Below are 17,283 nucleotides of genomic sequence, written 5' to 3'. Positions count from 1 at the left end.
TGCGGAGTGCATGTAAATGCCAAAAATGAAATCAAACAAAGGTGCTGCGAAGCGCTTTAAGAAAACTGCTTCTGGTGGTTTTAAATACAAACAAGCTGGTCTTCGTCACATCCTGACTAAGCGCCGTACTAAGGTTAAACGTCACCTTCGTCCGAAGGGTATGATTGCTGCATCTGATGTTGCATCAATTGTTCGCATGTTGCCGTACGCATAAGTTTAGAGGAAGTTAAGAATGGCCAGAGTTAAACGCGGTGTACAAGCACGTGCACGTCATAAGAAAGTCTTAAAGCAAGCCAAAGGTTACTACGGAGCACGTTCACGTGTTTATCGCGTAGCCTTCCAAGCGGTAACTAAAGCAGGTCAATATGCTTACCGTGACCGTCGTCAGCGTAAACGTCAATTCCGTCAATTATGGATTGCACGAATTAATGCTGCGTCTCGTCAAAATGGTTTGTCTTACAGCCGTTTGATTAACGGACTTAAAAAAGCATCTATCGAAATCGATCGTAAGATCCTAGCTGATATTGCTGTTTTTGATAAAGCAGCCTTCACAGTGTTGGTAGAAAAAGCAAAAGCTGCTTTATAAGCGTCGCTAATGTTTGAAATGGGAGCCTAGGCTCCCTTTTTTTATATATAAAAATCACTAACATCCAGCCTTTTTCCGGGAACAAGTCTAGCTATAAGCGGTTCATTAAAGTACTATTTCCGGTCTTATTTAAAACTAAAAAATCAGCCTTTCCCTTGGGGGAATATGAGGAAATCATGCTAGATCTTGATGCGCTAATCAATCAGGCTAAGACTCACATTGATGCAGCTTCAGCGATGAATGAACTTGACGCTGTTCGCGTGGAATACTTAGGTAAAAAAGGGTTAATGACCAAACAACTGCAAGGACTTGGCAAATTATCGCCAGAAGAACGTCCGCAGGCGGGGCAACTTATTAACCAAGCCAAACAGCTTATCCAAGATGCGTTAAATGAAAAACGCGAAGCCTTGGTACAACAAGAGCTTAATGCCAAGCTCGCTTCGGAAACCGTCGATGTAACCTTACCGGGTCGCACCGATGAGCTGGGGGGCTTACACCCCGTGACACGTACCATTGAACGTATTCAGACCTTCTTTGGTGAACTCGGTTTTCAAGTCAAATCAGGGCCAGAAATTGAAGATGGCTTCCATAACTTTGATGCCCTAAATATCCCCGAGCATCATCCCGCTCGCGCCGACCATGATACCTTTTACTTTAATCCTAATTTAGTATTGCGAACTCAAACTTCTGGGGTGCAAATTCGCACGATGGAGACAGAGAAGCCGCCAATACGCATAATTTCTCCAGGTCGGGTGTATCGAAATGATTACGATCAGACACATACACCGATGTTTCATCAGGTCGAAGGCTTAATGGTTGACAAAAATGTTAACTTTACCGAACTAAAAGGCGTTTTATACGATTTCTTACAAAACTTCTTTGAAGACGACCTACAAGTGCGCTTCCGACCATCTTACTTTCCTTTTACCGAAACTTCCGCAGAAGTTGATGTACTCGGAAAAAATGGTTGGTTGGAAATTCTAGGTTGCGGCATGGTACATCCGAATGTACTTCGCTCGGTAAATATTGACCCTGAGGAATACACAGGTTTTGCCTTTGGGATAGGGGTGGAGCGCTTAACCATGTTGCGTTACGGCGTTAACGATTTGCGTTCATTTTTCGAAAATGACTTACGCTTCTTAAAACAATTCAATTAAGGGTTAATTGATATGAAATTTAGTGAATCCTGGCTAAGAGAGTGGGTTAACCCTGCAATTACCCGAGAACAACTAGCAGAACAAATTACTATGGCAGGGCTAGAAGTTGACGGTATTGAGCCCGTCGCTGCCGAATTTAGTGGTGTTGTGATTGGTGAAGTTGTCGAATGTGGCCAACATCCAGATGCGGACAAACTACGGGTAACCAAAATAAATGTCGGCCAAAACGAATTACTCGATATCGTTTGTGGTGCGCCTAATTGCCGCCAAGGCTTAAAAGTAGCCGTGGCGATGGTTGGTGCTGTGCTGCCTGGCGACTTTAAAATTAAAAAGGCTAAGCTTCGCGGCCAAGCTTCTCACGGTATGTTATGTGCCTATAGTGAGTTAGGCATTAGTGATGAGTCTGATGGCATCATGGAACTGCCAAGTGATGCGCCAATTGGCACCGATTTACGCGACTACCTACAGTTAGATGATGTAGCGATTGAAGTTGATTTAACCCCCAATCGTGCTGATTGTCTTAGCCTACGCGGCTTAGCTCGTGAAGTTGGCGTGTTAAATCAAATTGATGTAGTCACACCTCAATGGGTTGATGCTGCGGTGACTATTGACGATACGTTTGCTGTCAATGTGCTTGCAACCCAAGAGTGCCCTCGCTACTTAGGTCGGGTCATTAAAGGTGTGAATGTGCAAGCGACTACACCGTTATGGATGCAAGAGCGTTTACGCCGTAGTGGCGTTCGTTCAATTGACCCTGTTGTTGATGTCACCAACTACGTATTGCTTGAACAAGGCCAGCCGATGCACGCCTTCGATCTTGCGAAACTGCAGGGGAGTATTGAAGTTCGCTTAGCCAAAGCAAACGAAAAACTAGTGCTTCTAGATGGTAATGAAGTTGAGTTACAAGAAAATACACTGGCAATCTGTGACCAAAGTGGGCCTATCGCCATGGCGGGTATCTTTGGTGGTTTAGCCACTGGTGTCACTAACGCTAGCCAAGATATCTTCTTGGAATGTGCCTTTTTCAGCAAACTAGCGATCACTGGGCGTGCCCGTCAATATGGTTTGCACACTGATTCTTCTCATCGCTACGAACGCGGCGTTGATTTTGAATTACAAAACCAAGCGATGGAACGAGCCACCCAACTGTTAGTTGAAATATGTGGGGGACAAGTCGGTCCTGTACTTGAATCCGGAGACTTAAAGCAACTGCCAACGTCATCCAATATCACCTTACGTCATGCTCGTTTAGAGAAAGTGATTGGTTATCCATTTGAAAAGTCTAATGTGACCGACATTTTAACCCGCTTAGGTATGACAGTGGAAGTAACTGAGCAGGGTTGGCAAGCCTTAGCACCAAGCTACCGTTTTGATATGGATATTGAGGAAGATCTGATCGAGGAAGTCGCACGTATTTATGGATATAACAATATCCCGAATCTGTCGCCTAAAGCCTCATTAACGACCGCTCAACACCAAGAAAACATCTTACCCAGCGCTAAGTTACGACAGTTACTTTGTGCGCGTGGTTACCAAGAAGCAATTACTTATAGCTTTGTTGACCCTAAACGACAACAACTACTTCACCCAGAACAGCAGGCTATGATTTTGCCGCATCCAATTTCGGTTGAGATGTCAGCAATGCGTTTAAGTTTATGGACAGGATTACTTGATACCCTATCCTACAACCAGAAACGTCAACAGACGAGGGTAAGAGTTTTTGAGTCTGGCTTACGCTTTGTACCAGATGAAAATAGCGAGAATGGAGTGAAGCAAACACCGATGATCGCTGGGGTTATCTGTGGTAATGCAAACCAAGAAGCTTGGAATGTCAGTGATCGTGAACTGGATTTTTTCGATATCAAAGGCGATGTACAAGCCTTATTACAATTAAGCGCTAACGACGATGCCTTTAGCTTTGCTGTGGGAAGTCACCCCGCATTGCATCCAGGACAATCGGCAAAAGTAATCTATCAAGGGGAGGTGATTGGTTATGTAGGAGCGCTTCATCCACAACATCTAAAAGCCTTTGGTCTCAGCGGAAAAGTATTCTTGTTTGAGCTTGAAATGAACGCTGTAAGCTTACGCCGTTTGCCCGAAGCAAAGCCCGTTTCGAAGTTTCCAGCAAACCGCCGAGACTTAGCTTTATTGGTATCGCAAAACGTTCAAGCAGGTGATTTATTAAATTGCATTAAGAAAGTTGGCGGAAATCAATTAGTTGGCGTAAACTTATTCGATGTATACAAAGGGAAAGGTATTGCAGACAATATGCAGAGTATAGCGATTAGCTTAACTTTGCAGGAGCAGGGCCGTACCCTTGAAGAAAAAGAGATTGCCGCTACAGTTGATATTATTGTAGAGGCGTTACGTACCGAGTTTGACGCATCCTTGAGGGACTAGTTATGGCATTAACTAAAGCTGACCTGGCAGAAAATTTATTTGAAAACTTAGGCTTTAGCAAAAGAGAGTCTAAAGAAGTTGTAGAAGCATTTTTTGAAGAAATACGGGTCGCTTTGGAAAATGGGGAGCAAGTCAAAATTTCAGGTTTTGGGAACTTTGATCTTAGGGAGAAAAATCAACGCCCTGGTCGTAACCCCAAAACTGGTGAAGATATCCCCATTTCTGCGCGTCGAGTAGTCACCTTTCGCCCTGGGCAAAAGCTCAAGAGCCGGGTAGAGAACGCTGAACCGAAATAGATTTTAACCGTAATAAAAAAGGAAGCCAGATGGCTTCCTTTTTTTATCCAAATGATTCTAACGATAGTTAGTGATTTAAAATTTGGCTCAAGAATAACTTGGTTCTATCGGATTGCGGGTTTTCGAAAAATTGAACTGGTTCGTTTTCTTCAATAATCTCCCCCCGATCCATAAAGATAACTCGGTCTGCAACTTGCTTTGCAAAACCCATTTCATGCGTTACACACAACATGGTCATACCTTCATCTGCCAATTCCACCATCACATCGAGCACTTCTCGGACCATTTCTGGATCAAGCGCTGAGGTGGGTTCATCAAACAGCATAATCGATGGATTCATACATAAGCTTCTGGCAATTGCTACACGCTGCTGTTGGCCTCCGGACAATTGTCCTGGAAATTTGTCGGCTTGCTCGGGGATCTTGACCCTTTCTAAGTACTTCATGGCAGTGGCTTCAGCTTCAGCTTTTGGTATTTTCTTTACCCAAATTGGCGCTAAACAGCAATTTTGTAATACCGTTAGGTGAGGGAACAGATTAAAGTGCTGGAAACACATACCAACATCGCTACGTACCATTTCGATGCTTTTCAGATCGCTCAATAGTTCAGTACCATTGACGATGATGTCGCCTTTCTGATGTTCTTCTAAGCGGTTAATACAACGGATCATCGTTGATTTACCTGAACCAGAAGGACCACAAATAACGATCTTTTCGCCTTTAGTGACGGTAAGATCTAAGTCCTTTAATACGTGAAACTCCCCGTACCATTTGTTCATTCCCTTTAATTGAATGACCACTTCAGGGCTATTTTGATTTGAATTCATTTCAAACTTCCTTATTAATGTCCTGTGTGTAGTTTCTTCTCAAGGTAAATTGAATACCTAGACATACTGAAACAGAACACCCAAAATACAAACGCTATAAATACATACATTTCGCTTGAGAAGCCTAACCAAGCCGGATCGGCTAATGCTGACTGCCCAATGGCTAGTAAATCGAATAAACCAACAATTAACACTAAGCTAGTGTCTTTGAATAAGGAAATAAAGGTATTCACAATCGAAGGAATTGTAATTTTTAGCGCTTGCGGCAAAATCACCAAGCCCATTGACTGCCAATAAGTTAAGCAAAGTGCTTCTCCCGCTTCATACTGACCTTTCGGAATTGCTTGTAAGCCACCACGAATAACCTCTGCCATATAAGCAGATTGGAACAAAATAATACCGATAATTGCTCTTAACAACTTGTTGAAGTCAACTTCTGAACCAACAAATAGCGGCAACATAACCGAAGCCATGAACAGCACAGTAATTAACGGAACGGCTCGCCAAAACTCGATATAGATGGTGCAAAAGCTACGAACAATCGGCATATGAGATCGACGCCCCAAGGCCAGCAAAATACCAAAGGGTAACGCAGCAACGATACCAGTAATGGCTAATACTAAAGTTAGCATTAAGCCACCCCATTGATGGGTTTCTACTTTAGGTAAACCAAATGAATCACCGATAAGTAAGAAAAACACGATCACCGGATAAATCACTAAAGTAAAAATAGCAATTTTAGGCTTATGTGGCGTTTTTTCATAAACCAATGCGGCGATTAATAGTAAAAAGCTAACGAAAACAATATTTACCCGCCAGCGTTCGGCATGCGGATAAAAACCGTAGATTAACTGTGAAAAGCGATCTGCTACGAATACCCAGCACGCGCCATCACTGGTACAAGCTTCACGACTATTACCTATCCAATCCGCATCGATAACCACCCACTGAAATGCGGATATAATCGGCGGTATGATGATGTAAGCAATAAGCAAGGTTAATATCGTATTACCCCAAGAAGAGAATAGATTTTTCTTGAACCAACCGATAAATCCAACACTCATATTTGGTGGAGCAAGATCAGGTTTAAATTGATGTTCTGACATATTAACGCTCCACTAAAGCCATTTTTTTATTGTACAGATTCATGAGAAAAGACGTGGTAATACTGATGGTTAAATATACTGCCATCGTTAACGCAATTACTTCAATCGCTTGACCTGTTTGGTTGAGAGTCGTTCCCATAAAAACCGATACTAAATCCGGATAACCAATTGCCGTTGCCAAAGAGGAGTTCTTGGCTAAGTTTAGATATTGACTGGTTAAGGGTGGGATAATCACCCGCATGGCTTGCGGGATAATAACCAACTTAAGCGCCTGAGTTCTAGTGAGCCCCAAAGACTCTGCTGCCTCACTTTGCCCTTTGCTGACCGCTGATATACCGGAGCGAACGATCTCTGCGATAAAAGTAGCTGTGTAAAATGTAAGTGCCACTAATAAGGCCGCCAGCTCAGGAATCACGACCATCCCACCGCGGAAGTTAAAACCTTTTAATGCGGGGTAATCCAAGCCTATGGGGGCCCCCATCGCAAAGAAAACCACTAAAGGAACCAATACGATAACGGCTAAAGATACCAATAGGGTAGGAAAGGGTTGTCCGGTTAACACCTGACGCTTTTTAGCCCATCGGGCCATCAAGAAACATCCAATCACAGCAATCATGAAGCTGATGACAACAACATTGGATCCAGCTTCCATTATTGGCGAGGGTAAATATAAACCACGGACATTTAAAAATAGAGCGTCGCCGACGTTAATACTCTGTTTCGGACTTGGTAATGCACGTAAAACCGCAAAATACCAAAAAAAGATCTGAAGTAATAAAGGAATGTTACGTAGTGTCTCAATATAAACAGTCGCAACTTTTGCGATGAGCCAATTATTCGAAAGTCGAGCGACCCCCATAATAAAGCCCAATATCGTTGCAAAAATTATCCCGAGAACTGAAATAAGAATAGTATTGAGCAAACCAACAATGAAAGTATCACCAAAAGAGTGGCTTTCGTCGTATTCAATTAGGGTTTGAATAATACCAAAACCAGCGGTTTGGTTTAGAAAACCAAAACCGGTTGTAATACCACGTTGCTCTAAATTAAAAAGAGCATTGCTAATAATGTAATAAAAAAATCCGATTACACCAATTACAACAATAATTTGGAAAACTAGCGCTCTTACGTTGGGATCAAACCAGATCTTACGAAGACTGTTTGCTGAGTTATCCTTGGTAGAAGGATGAGCAGCCATATAAATCAACCTAGTGTGGAAGTTAAATGAAAAGAGAGCAGGCTAGGCCTGCTCTAAGTTATTACGATGATATTAACGAATTGGCGGCGCGTATTGGAAACCACCTTTGCTCCATAGCGCGTTCACGCCACGAGCGATGCCTAATGGAGAACCTGAACCTACGTTTCTTTCAAATGACTCACCGTAGCTACCTACTTGCTTGACGATGTTATAACCCCATTTGTCATCTAAACCCAAGCCTTTACCTTTTGGACCTTCTAGTCCTAAGATACGACGAACGTTAGGATTAGTTGATTTCAGCATGTCATCAGCGTTGGTTGAAGTTAATCCATACTCTTCGGCATTGACCATTGCAAATAATGACCACTTAACAATATTCAACCATTGGTCATCACCTTGACGAACCACTGGGCCTAAAGGCTCTTTAGAAATGATCTCAGGTAGTACCATTGCGCTATCAGGTTTAGCTAATTTAATACGTAATGCATATAATTGTGATTGGTCAGAAGTTAATACGTCACAGCGGCCAGCTTCAAACCCTTTAACGGTTTGGTCAGAAGTATCAAATACAACAGGAGTGTATTTCATGCCATGCTCGCGGAAGTAATCCGCTAAGTTCAATTCAGTCGTTGTACCAGATTGGATACAAACCGCGGCGCCATCAAGCTCTTTCGCACTTGATACACCTAGTTGCTTACTGACCATGAAGCCTTGACCATCATAGTAGTTCACACCAGCAAAGTTAAGACCTAGAGAACTATCACGAGTCAGAGTCCAAGTTGTGTTTCGTGAAAGGATATCGATTTCGCCGGATTGAAGCGCAGTAAAACGTTCTTTCGCAGTTAAAGGTGTGTACTTCACTTTAGATGCGTCGCCTAGTACTGCGGCAGCAACTGCACGACAAACGTCTACATCCAAGCCTTGCCAATTACCAGTTGCATCTGGATTAGAGAATCCAGGTAAGCCGGTGCTTACACCACACTGCAAAAATCCTTTACTTTTAACACTGTCTAATATGCTATCAGCAGCACTCGCATTAGCAGCGAATGCTAAAGCAACAGCTGCCACAGCGGCTTTAATATGTGTGTTTTTTAACATGTTTTCTTCCCTGTACAGTTTGTCATTTGTTTATGTATGTACAAATCTCAAGATTTAAAAGAGATATATCCAGAGCCAATAACAACATAAACATTCAAATATTCGCTGTCAACAAAATTGTAACACTGAAATTCGATGCTTATGCCGAATAAGTGACCATAAGCGAAAAATTATTCACTATAAATGAATATAGTCTCACCTACATATTTTGCTCAAAAATCCATATTTTATTTGCGCTAAGTCAATTTTAGCACAAGTCCCTTTAATACTCTGATTTAACTGTTACTAACTTGCTAAAAGCGAGAAATGTTGCATAAAGCACAATTGCTTTCTTAACTTAGTTAGAGTAACTAGATATTTAAAGGACTGTCGAGAATAATACTACAAATTATGTTAAGGCTTGGTAACTTTTCACCATCCTATGTCACATTACAACTTAAGTCTGATGGGGAAGGGCGCGGCGATATTATATATTTATGAATTATTATTTGGTTCTCGGATTAATAGAAGATGAATATGAGAAAAAATATCGTGGTGTTGACTGGTGCCGGAGTATCTGCTGAATCGGGGATCCAAACGTTTCGCGATGCCGACGGTTTATGGGAGAAACATCGAGTAGAAGATGTTGCAACACCTGAAGCTTACATTCGAGATCCGGACTTTGTTGATCAGTTTTATAACTTACGCCGTCAGCAATTGCAGAATAAAATAGTTCACCCCAACGCGGCTCACTTTGCGTTGGCGGAATTAGAGCAACAAGAAAATATAGAATTGCTGCTGATTACTCAGAACATCGATGACCTGCACGAACGAGCAGGCAGCAAAAATGTTTTACATATGCATGGCGAGTTATTAAAGGCTCGTTGCCCAGTCTCCAATCAAACCACCGAATGGAAAGGGGATCTTGGTAAAAATGCATTGTGTACTTGCTGTCAGTTCCCAGCACGACTTAGGCCTCATGTCGTGTGGTTTGGAGAAATGCCCATCGGCCTTGACAAGATTTACCACCGACTTAGCCATTGTGATATATTTATTGCGATTGGTACCTCTGGACACGTTTTTCCAGCAGGAGGCTTCGTTCATGAAGCGGCTAGTCACGATGCAAGAACTATAGAATTAAACTTGGCCCCATCGGAAATGCAGAGTGAATTCGCTGAACGCTATTATGGTCCCGCTAGCGACTTGGTACCTCAGTTTTTGGGGCAATTATCACCTTAAAGAGAAACTGCTTGAAAAATAAAATATTAACGGCGTTGTTACTGTGCGCCTTAGTTGGCTGTGACAAAACACCGCAACAAGATCCTTCCGCCTTCGCTAAGGCTAAATTGCCTAATTTCCAATCAATAAGTGATGTTACAGAGAAAAAGCAGGCTTTTACTGATTTTATTTTGCCATTAGTTGATGTCAACAACCAACAATTACGAGAGCTTCGCCAACAACTAATTGGGTATCAAGAGTCTGCTTCAAACCACAAATTAAATAAGACTAAACTTAAGCGTGTTGAGCAACTGGCCAAAACATATCGGGTAGCGTTTGATTCTGATATCAATCGTGTTTTACAGCAACTATTAATGAAGGTTGATGTGATCCCGTCTGCTTTGGTTTTGGCGCAGGCAGCAAATGAATCGGCTTGGGGAACGTCTCGATTTGCTCGAGAAGGTAATAATCTGTTTGGTCAGTGGTGTTATACAAAAGGCTGCGGTTTGGTTCCATTAAGCCGGGTTAGTGGAGCCAGCCATGAGGTCCGAAAATTTACTTCGGTGTATCAATCGGTGAGCGCATATATGTTGAACCTCAACAGTAACCCTGCCTATTCGGATTTTCAGCAGTATCGACAGCAAGCGCGACAAACCGGTGCGCTTAATGCCATCGATCTTGCTTCACACCTTACAAATTACTCGGAACGTGGCGAAGCTTATGTCGAAGAACTAAAGAAGATGATACAAATTAATCAAAAATTATGGCCATCTTCTATCGCTGTCACTTCAAGCTAGATTACAATTCGACGATCTGAACAAGACTTGAAGATGGTTGGACTGCTGGACTGGTGTCCAGCTCAGGCTGATCAAATCCAATATCCCCTCCATCAATAATGCCACTATTACGGTCAATCGATTTAAAATCAAATTGTTGATGGTCAAGTAGATGAGAAGGGACGATATTTTGCACCGATCTAAACATAGATTCTACTCGTCCAGGGAACCTCTTTTCCCAATCATTGAGCATCTGTTTTATCGCTTGGCGCTGCAAATTTTCCTGAGATCCGCATAAATTACATGGAATAATTGGAAAGTTTTTTAATTCCGCATAACGTTGCATATCACTTTCTTTGCAATAAGCCATCGGTCTAATGACCACATGTTTACCATCATCACTCACTAATTTGGGCGGCATTGTTTTAAGCTTCCCGCCATGAAACATATTTAGAAAAAGGGTTTCTAAGATGTCGTCGCGATGATGGCCTAAGGCGATTTTTGACGCGCCTAGTTCAGTTGCAGTACGGTATAAAATGCCACGACGTAAGCGTGAACATAAGGAACATGTTGTCTTTCCTTCAGGTATTTTGTCTTTTACGATGGAGTAGGTATCTTCTTCAACGATTTTATATTCAATACCTAAACTTGAAAGATATTCTGGCAAGATATGTTCTGGAAATCCCGGTTGCTTTTGGTCTAAATTCACCGCAATCACATCAAAATCGATCGGAGCATGGGCCCGAAGGTTCAGCAAAATATCTAACATGGCGTAACTGTCTTTACCACCAGATAGACAAACCATCACTTTGTCTCCCGCTTCTATCATGTTGTAATCGGCAATCGCTTGTCCAACATGACGACGGATCCGTTTTTGTAGTTTGTTATGGTTGTACTGTTGTTTTGCTGTAAATGACATGTCGTGTTCCCAATGAAAAAGCGGGGCTATTATATATCCCCGCTAACACGACGCAACTATTTAAACGACGCCTTATTTGGCGTTATTTTTGAAATGGACTCACAAAATTATCTGGTTTAAGTGCCAAAAGATCACAATCTAATTGATCAATTACGTGCTCAGCGGTGTTGCCGATCAAAGCTGCGCTAAATCCACTTCGACCAGAAGTACCCAAAATAACAATTTCAGCATCAATATTGTTAGCGACTTCTGGAATAACATCATCTGGTAAGCCTTCTTCAAGGTGTGTTTTCACTTCATGTTCAAAGTTTTGTTTTACAAAATCAGCCAAGGCTTTTTCGTGAAACTCTTTCACATTTTGGTTGTATTTTAAAGGATCAAAATCGGGTAACTCTATAGCGATATTCACTGGTGCTGAAGGATAGGCCGTTACGACATGAGCTGAAGCATCTAATAGATGACACAGATCTTTAGTTTCGTTGGCGATATTGAGATTAAGTTTATGATGATCTTCGTTTTCAGAACCAGCATGAATCGCCGCCAAAATTTTACCTTTGGTGGGCCATTGATGTTCTTTCACCATTAATACTGGAGTGGGGCATTTTCGTAAAATATGCCAATCATTTGGCGTGAAAATAATTGACTGTAAAGTTGGGTGCGGATGAGTCGCTTTAACCACTAAATCGTGACCAAAATCTAACACCTCTTGAATCACGCTTTCGTACAGGCGATTGTTCCATATCACTTTGGTTTCAACTTCAATACCATGAGTCTGGGTATTAGCCACGATATCTTGAAGCCAAACGTTACGCTCTTCGATCACCCCAGAACGCATCGCTTCACGTTCTTCAATCGAGAGCATTGAAGTCATCTCATAAGAGAAATCATAGATAGTGAGTAGCGCTTTGATCTTGGCTTTATCTTCTTTGTTTGCTAAGAAAACAGCACGAGACAATGCCGCTTGAGAGTCGTGTAGGGGATCAATTACCACCAATATATTACGATACTTAATCATAAAGCAGCTCCTAGAATTTGTCTGGAATAGCTACTTAACTTTAGCTCATATTGTTGAAAATATATTAGAGGTGGTTAACACTGACCTCATTATTATGCAGTTGATTGATATAAATCAGGTCAGTGTTTTTAATAGCTTAGCTTGGTTTCGTGCCGGCCAAATGACGAAGCGCGTCACGATCGGTAATTGAAATATATTTACCCTTTACAGCGATCATGTCCGCTTTTTGGAAACGACCTAGGAGTCGAGAAATAGTCTCTACAGTTAAGCCCAAGTAGTTTCCGATATCGCCTCGAGTCATGGTTAAACGAAATTCGCGCGGAGAAAAACCACGTTCTGAAAAACGTTGTGATAAGCCATAAATAAAAGCAGCTAAACGCTCTTCTGCATTCTTTTTACTAAGCAACAAAATCATTTCTTGATCAGCGACAATTTCGTTGCTCATTAAACGCATCATTTGCCGACGCAATTTGGGCATGCTTGCAGAAAGTTCATCCATGGTATCAAATGGTATTTCACAAACCATTGATGTTTCAAGGGCTTGAGCGAAACTGGGATGGACTTGATTATTAATGGCATCAAAACCTACTAAATCTCCCGCTAGATGAAAACCGGTGATTTGTTCGTCGCCTTGCTCGGTGATTGTATAAGACTTAATTGTGCCCGAGCGAATAGCATACAAGCTTTTCAATTTGTCACCAGCAGCAAAAATTTCTTCGCCTTTTTGAATTGGTTTTTTTCTTTCAATAATGCTGTCTAAGCGATCGAGCTCAGTTTCATTTAATGAAAACGGGATACACAATTGTGCAATACTACAATCTTGGCAATGGATCTCACATCCACCGGTTTGGATTCTTTGATTGGCTTTTGGGTTAATGCTCATACTCAAACTATGCTACTGGAGTTCGAGGCAATTCTACTCTTTCTGTAAGTCATTTTCTATAGTTATTGCTACAACAATGTAACAACTTGATATAGTCCTAAACTAAATACCATTAAGCCGGAACAAATCTGTAGATAGCGGTTGGCTAATATTCGAGTGAGTTTTTGGCCCAACATCACGGCGAGCAACATCACACTGAAGGTTCCTAAACCAAAACAGAACATCACAATCGCCCCATTAAACCAATTTGCCTGGCTAGCACTTAAAGTCAAATTGGAATAAACCAAACCACAAGGTAGCCATCCCCATAACATGCCCAAAGGTAAGCTGGCCAAAGGATGTTTAATCGCCATTACCTTACTCGCTGTTGGTTGAATTTTACCCCACAATCCCCGGCCTAAGGCTTCAATCGGCGAAAGTACAGAAAACCAACGGGTGAGATGGATCCCCAGTAGGATCAACATAATGGCAGCGAGCCATTGCAATAAGAAAAGTAACTGGAATGAAGAATGAACCAGACTTATAGCCTGAAAAGAACCAGCAACAAAGGCGCCTGCTATTGAATAACTTATAATTCGCCCAAAGTTAAAACCTAGGCTAAGCAAAAATTTTGAGCTATTGTCGCTCACTCGGCTACCGAGTATACAAGCGATACCACCACACATCGCAACACAGTGGCTTGCTCCAAGTAAGCCGGTAATAAAAGCAGCCAAGTAATCAGATTGCATCGTTGTCATGCTGTTTCTTGCTCTTGTCAGAGCTTTTTTCATCAAACAATATATTTACGCCCTGACGATCCAAATCTTCAAACTGCTCACTTTTAACCGCCCAAAAAAAAGCGCCGATCCCTGCTGCTATAAAAATTAAGGCGATAGGAATTAATACAAAAATGATAGACATTATTTATTTAGCCTTAAGGAGTTAGTTAAAACTGCCAGCGAAGATAAAGACATCCCAATAGCGGCCATGTATGGCGTCACCCAACCAGCGGCGGCTAAAGGCAAGATAAGAGCATTATATCCCAGCGCCCAAGCGAGGTTTTGAGTAATAATTGTTTTTGTTCGCTTGGCAAGGTCAATTGCCGTTAATAAAGTGCACAGCTTACTGCCCAGTAGAACTGCATCGGCACTAGATTTTGCAACATCCGTCCCCAAACCCATGGCAATCGATAGCGGTGACGCAGCTAACACGGGGCCATCATTCACGCCATCGCCCAACATCAGTAAGTGGGGATAATGCATACATTTTTGCTGCACCAATTTCAACTTATCTTGAGGCAGGGCACCGCTCATCACATCATCGATGGCAAGTTGCTCTGCTACAAACGCAACTTGTCCTGAGTCATCACCAGTTAACATGGTTAAGCTAATGCCTCGTTTACGAAGACCTTCTGAAAATAGTTTAGCATCTGCCTTTATTACGTCGGACAAATAAATGCGTGCCGCAAGCTGATTGTCACAGCACAAAACTAACTCTAACATTCCGGGTTGATGAATGGACCTTTGCTTGCAGAAAGACGCTTTGCCAAGCGTGAAATGGCGACCCTCAATGCTTCCTTCTAATCCCAAGCCTGTATGGTGTATAAGTTGAGTAGCATTCAAATCGTTGAAATGTGCAAAAGCTTGGGCAATTGGGTGAGAGCTTTGTCTTTCTAAAGCACCAGCGAAGTTCAACACCTGCAGTTTTGTAAAACTAGGCTCACAAATAACTTGAGAGATGGTTAAATTGCCTTCGGTCAGAGTCCCAGTTTTATCTGAGACGACGGTGGTCAGTTTGGCTAAAGTTTCTAATACGTGTCCTCGCTTGACCAATAGACCATTCTTTGACAACTGATGCGTCGCAGCAGTCAATGCGGCAGGGGTGGCTAACGATAAGGCGCAGGGGCAGGTTGCGACTAATACTGCAAGCGTGATCCAAAAGGCGTCTTGTGGCGAATAATAGTGCCAAAAAGTATAAGTTGCGGCCGCAATAAGTAATAAACCAAAAATAAAGTAACGTGCAACCTGATCTGCAATGGTCGCTATTTTAGGCTTTTCGCTTTGCGCCTGTTCTTGTAAGCGTAATATATTTGCGACAAAGGTATTCTGAGCCACTGCCCGAACCCTTAAGTGAACCGTTTGCTCGTGATTAATCGTGCCCGCATATACCCTATCATTTAAACGTCTGTTTACCGGTAAAGATTCTCCAGTAAGCGAAGACTCATCGAAATCACTTTCGCCAAAGCAAATATCACCATCAGCAGCGACCGCTTCGCCCGGCATGATCACAATACGCTCACCAACTTTTAATTGGCTTGCTGCGACTCTTTCTTGACTGCCATCATCGCGTAAACGCTGTGCTAACTTAGGGATCAACTTCAATAGATTGGAACTGGTTTCACTGGATTTTCGTCTCGCTCTAAGTTCCAGCAAACGACCTAATAATAAGAAGAATGTAAACATTGACACCGATTCAAAATAAACCTCTCCGGTTCCTTTCAAGGTGGCATAAAAAGAGGCGCTATACGCGCTTAGTAACGCAATGGAGACTGGAACATCCATATTCAGCGTCTTGGCTTTTAAACTGCGATAAGCACCAAAGTAAAATGGTTGAGCAGAAAAAAGCAATACCGGCGTTGCCATAATTAGGCTCACCCAACGAAAGTAATCCCGATACAGCAAATCCATTTCATCAAAAAAATCGCCATACAAGGCAATTGCAAACATCATCACCTGCATACTCGCAAGGCCCGCCACTCCGAGTTTAAGTAGATGACTGCGGTAAAGCTTACGGTCTATCTTTTCTTGTTCATCCGTTTGAAAGGGAGTGGCTTGATAACCAATATGCTGAACAGCATTTAACAACTGACTCAGTTTTACTTGTTGGTCGTCCCACAGCAACGTGGCGCGTTGCGTGGTAGAGTTCACATGAATTTTGTGAACCCCATCCATTTGTGATAACTGTTTCTCAATTAACCATGCACAAGCGGCACAACTAATACCTTCGATAGACAGCAATACTTCTTTATATTGTTCAGTATTTGCAACAAACTCTAATTGAACGTTCTCATCATCATATTCGAGCATCTTCATCAAGGCACTTGGCACCAGATCTTGCGCGCTGGGCGCTGCTGCTGTGCGATGTTTATAATAATCTTCTAAGCCACTATCGATGATGGTTTTAGCAACTGCGGCGCAACCCTGACAACACATTGGTTGTGGCTTGCCCAAAATCATTACATCTAGCTTAAAACCTTTAGGAATTAATTCATTACAATGAAAACAGTGACTCCCTTTATTGGCCATCAATCTCTTCTACCTTATACAGCGGTAGTTGTAGTTCTTCTTGTAAACGCCAGCTATCGTCCATTGGACTAACACTAATAAACCAGCGACTATCATCGGTTAAGTCATCCCCAAAACGATATAAGCCATTTGCATCGGCGGTCACAATATAGTTGCGATCGTACTTAGCTAAAGTCTTATGGGCTAAAGCTATTTTTAAAGGTTGGTTTTTAATCGTATCGGGTAGATCTATGTTCAGAATAAGACCTGAAGCAACTTGGCTTAATTTCGCTGTAATATTTAGTTCTTGTGCTCGGTGAAGCAAAGAAAGGTCAGCGTTAATGGCTTTACCTTTTTTATAATAAGACTCAACCACCAGGTCGTTGTTGCTTGTCAGTGCTAGATACAGAGTATAAAAACTCGCGACAACTGCACACATGGGAAGAGTAATCAAGAACCAAGGCCAAAACTGTTTGTACCATGCTTGTTGCATAAGGATAGGATTCCAGAAATAAGAGGGTTTAAATATAACAAAAAAAGCGACGCGAAAGCGTCGCCTTTAA

The 17,283-nt window shown here is 42.1% G+C and carries 18 protein-coding genes; 7 read left to right on the top strand and 11 right to left on the bottom strand.

Annotated features, from left to right (window positions below; genetic code table 11):
- Positions 1 to 16: 16 nt before the first annotated feature.
- The 5 genes from rpmI to ihfA all read left to right on the top strand — a co-directional run bounded on the left by rpmI (position 17) and on the right by ihfA (position 4,439).
- Positions 17 to 214 carry a 50S ribosomal protein L35 gene (rpmI, locus tag ACRRSX_RS11495; RefSeq protein ID WP_016401507.1) on the top strand — a complete coding sequence of 66 codons (198 nt, stop codon included), beginning with the start codon at positions 17 to 19 and terminating at the stop codon, positions 212 to 214.
- 18 nt (positions 215 to 232) lie between these two features.
- The gene (gene rplT, locus ACRRSX_RS11490; RefSeq protein WP_432453072.1) at positions 233 to 586 is read left to right on the top strand and encodes a 50S ribosomal protein L20; all 354 of its coding nucleotides are present in this window, start codon (positions 233 to 235) and stop codon (positions 584 to 586) included.
- A gap of 176 nt (positions 587 to 762) precedes the next feature.
- Entirely contained in the window at positions 763 to 1,743 is a 981-nt protein-coding gene (gene pheS, locus ACRRSX_RS11485; RefSeq protein ID WP_432453073.1) for a phenylalanine--tRNA ligase subunit alpha, read from the top strand.
- 12 nt (positions 1,744 to 1,755) lie between these two features.
- Positions 1,756 to 4,143, top strand: coding sequence for a phenylalanine--tRNA ligase subunit beta (gene pheT / locus ACRRSX_RS11480; protein ID WP_432453074.1), 2,388 nt, complete (start codon positions 1,756 to 1,758; stop codon positions 4,141 to 4,143).
- A gap of 2 nt (positions 4,144 to 4,145) precedes the next feature.
- Positions 4,146 to 4,439: an integration host factor subunit alpha gene (ihfA, locus tag ACRRSX_RS11475; protein WP_432453075.1), complete on the top strand. Its 294-nt coding sequence runs from the start codon at positions 4,146 to 4,148 to the stop codon at positions 4,437 to 4,439.
- 67 nt (positions 4,440 to 4,506) lie between these two features.
- Here ihfA and ACRRSX_RS11470 read toward each other — a convergent pair whose 3' ends face one another.
- The 4 genes from ACRRSX_RS11470 to ACRRSX_RS11455 all read right to left on the bottom strand — a co-directional run bounded on the left by ACRRSX_RS11470 (position 4,507) and on the right by ACRRSX_RS11455 (position 8,667).
- The gene (locus ACRRSX_RS11470; protein ID WP_432453077.1) at positions 4,507 to 5,265 is read right to left on the bottom strand and encodes an amino acid ABC transporter ATP-binding protein; all 759 of its coding nucleotides are present in this window, start codon (positions 5,263 to 5,265) and stop codon (positions 4,507 to 4,509) included.
- Positions 5,266 to 5,279: 14 nt separating this feature from the next.
- Positions 5,280 to 6,371 carry an amino acid ABC transporter permease gene (locus tag ACRRSX_RS11465; RefSeq protein ID WP_432453078.1) on the bottom strand — a complete coding sequence of 364 codons (1,092 nt, stop codon included), beginning with the start codon at positions 6,369 to 6,371 and terminating at the stop codon, positions 5,280 to 5,282.
- Between the two features lies 1 nt (position 6,372).
- Complete coding sequence (locus ACRRSX_RS11460; protein WP_432453079.1) at positions 6,373 to 7,569, bottom strand: amino acid ABC transporter permease; 1,197 nt, start codon at positions 7,567 to 7,569, stop codon at positions 6,373 to 6,375.
- 72 nt (positions 7,570 to 7,641) lie between these two features.
- A complete protein-coding gene (locus ACRRSX_RS11455) occupies positions 7,642 to 8,667 on the bottom strand; it encodes an amino acid ABC transporter substrate-binding protein (protein ID WP_432453080.1) in 1,026 nt (341 codons plus the stop codon).
- 516 nt (positions 8,668 to 9,183) lie between these two features.
- Between ACRRSX_RS11455 and cobB the strand changes: the two genes are divergently transcribed.
- Together cobB and ACRRSX_RS11445 are read left to right on the top strand one after the other, a co-directional pair.
- The gene (gene cobB / locus ACRRSX_RS11450) at positions 9,184 to 9,885 is read left to right on the top strand and encodes a Sir2 family NAD+-dependent deacetylase (RefSeq protein ID WP_432453081.1); all 702 of its coding nucleotides are present in this window, start codon (positions 9,184 to 9,186) and stop codon (positions 9,883 to 9,885) included.
- Between the two features lie 11 nt (positions 9,886 to 9,896).
- Entirely contained in the window at positions 9,897 to 10,661 is a 765-nt protein-coding gene (locus ACRRSX_RS11445; protein ID WP_432453083.1) for a glucosaminidase domain-containing protein, read from the top strand.
- 1 nt (position 10,662) lies between these two features.
- On the opposite strand, the gene ttcA is transcribed toward ACRRSX_RS11445, so the two are convergent.
- The 7 genes from ttcA to ACRRSX_RS11410 form a co-directional block, all read right to left on the bottom strand.
- Positions 10,663 to 11,559, bottom strand: a complete 897-nt coding sequence (ttcA, locus tag ACRRSX_RS11440) for a tRNA 2-thiocytidine(32) synthetase TtcA (RefSeq protein ID WP_432453084.1) — start codon at positions 11,557 to 11,559, stop codon at positions 10,663 to 10,665.
- An 82-nt stretch (positions 11,560 to 11,641) separates the two neighbouring features.
- Positions 11,642 to 12,574: a universal stress protein UspE gene (uspE, locus tag ACRRSX_RS11435; protein ID WP_432453085.1), complete on the bottom strand. Its 933-nt coding sequence runs from the start codon at positions 12,572 to 12,574 to the stop codon at positions 11,642 to 11,644.
- A 136-nt stretch (positions 12,575 to 12,710) separates the two neighbouring features.
- Complete coding sequence (locus tag ACRRSX_RS11430; protein ID WP_432453086.1) at positions 12,711 to 13,457, bottom strand: FNR family transcription factor; 747 nt, start codon at positions 13,455 to 13,457, stop codon at positions 12,711 to 12,713.
- Positions 13,458 to 13,525: 68 nt separating this feature from the next.
- Entirely contained in the window at positions 13,526 to 14,194 is a 669-nt protein-coding gene (locus ACRRSX_RS11425) for a sulfite exporter TauE/SafE family protein (protein WP_432453087.1), read from the bottom strand.
- The gene (gene ccoS / locus ACRRSX_RS11420; RefSeq protein WP_432453089.1) at positions 14,175 to 14,357 is read right to left on the bottom strand and encodes a cbb3-type cytochrome oxidase assembly protein CcoS; all 183 of its coding nucleotides are present in this window, start codon (positions 14,355 to 14,357) and stop codon (positions 14,175 to 14,177) included. The genes ACRRSX_RS11425 and ccoS overlap by 20 nt, the downstream gene beginning before the upstream one ends.
- Positions 14,357 to 16,741 (bottom strand): heavy metal translocating P-type ATPase, encoded by a 2,385-nt coding sequence (locus ACRRSX_RS11415; RefSeq protein ID WP_432453090.1) that lies wholly within the window; start codon positions 16,739 to 16,741, stop codon positions 14,357 to 14,359. The genes ccoS and ACRRSX_RS11415 overlap by 1 nt, the downstream gene beginning before the upstream one ends.
- The gene (locus ACRRSX_RS11410) at positions 16,731 to 17,213 is read right to left on the bottom strand and encodes a FixH family protein (protein ID WP_432453092.1); all 483 of its coding nucleotides are present in this window, start codon (positions 17,211 to 17,213) and stop codon (positions 16,731 to 16,733) included. Before ACRRSX_RS11410 ends, ACRRSX_RS11415 begins: the two co-directional genes overlap by 11 nt.
- Between the last annotated feature and the right edge of the window lie 70 nt (positions 17,214 to 17,283).

This window comes from Agarivorans sp. QJM3NY_30 (assembly GCF_050870855.2).
Taxonomy (GTDB): Bacteria; Pseudomonadota; Gammaproteobacteria; order Enterobacterales; family Celerinatantimonadaceae; genus Agarivorans.
Note: the sequence above shows the minus strand (reverse complement) of the source record. Positions and strands in the feature narration are given on the sequence as shown.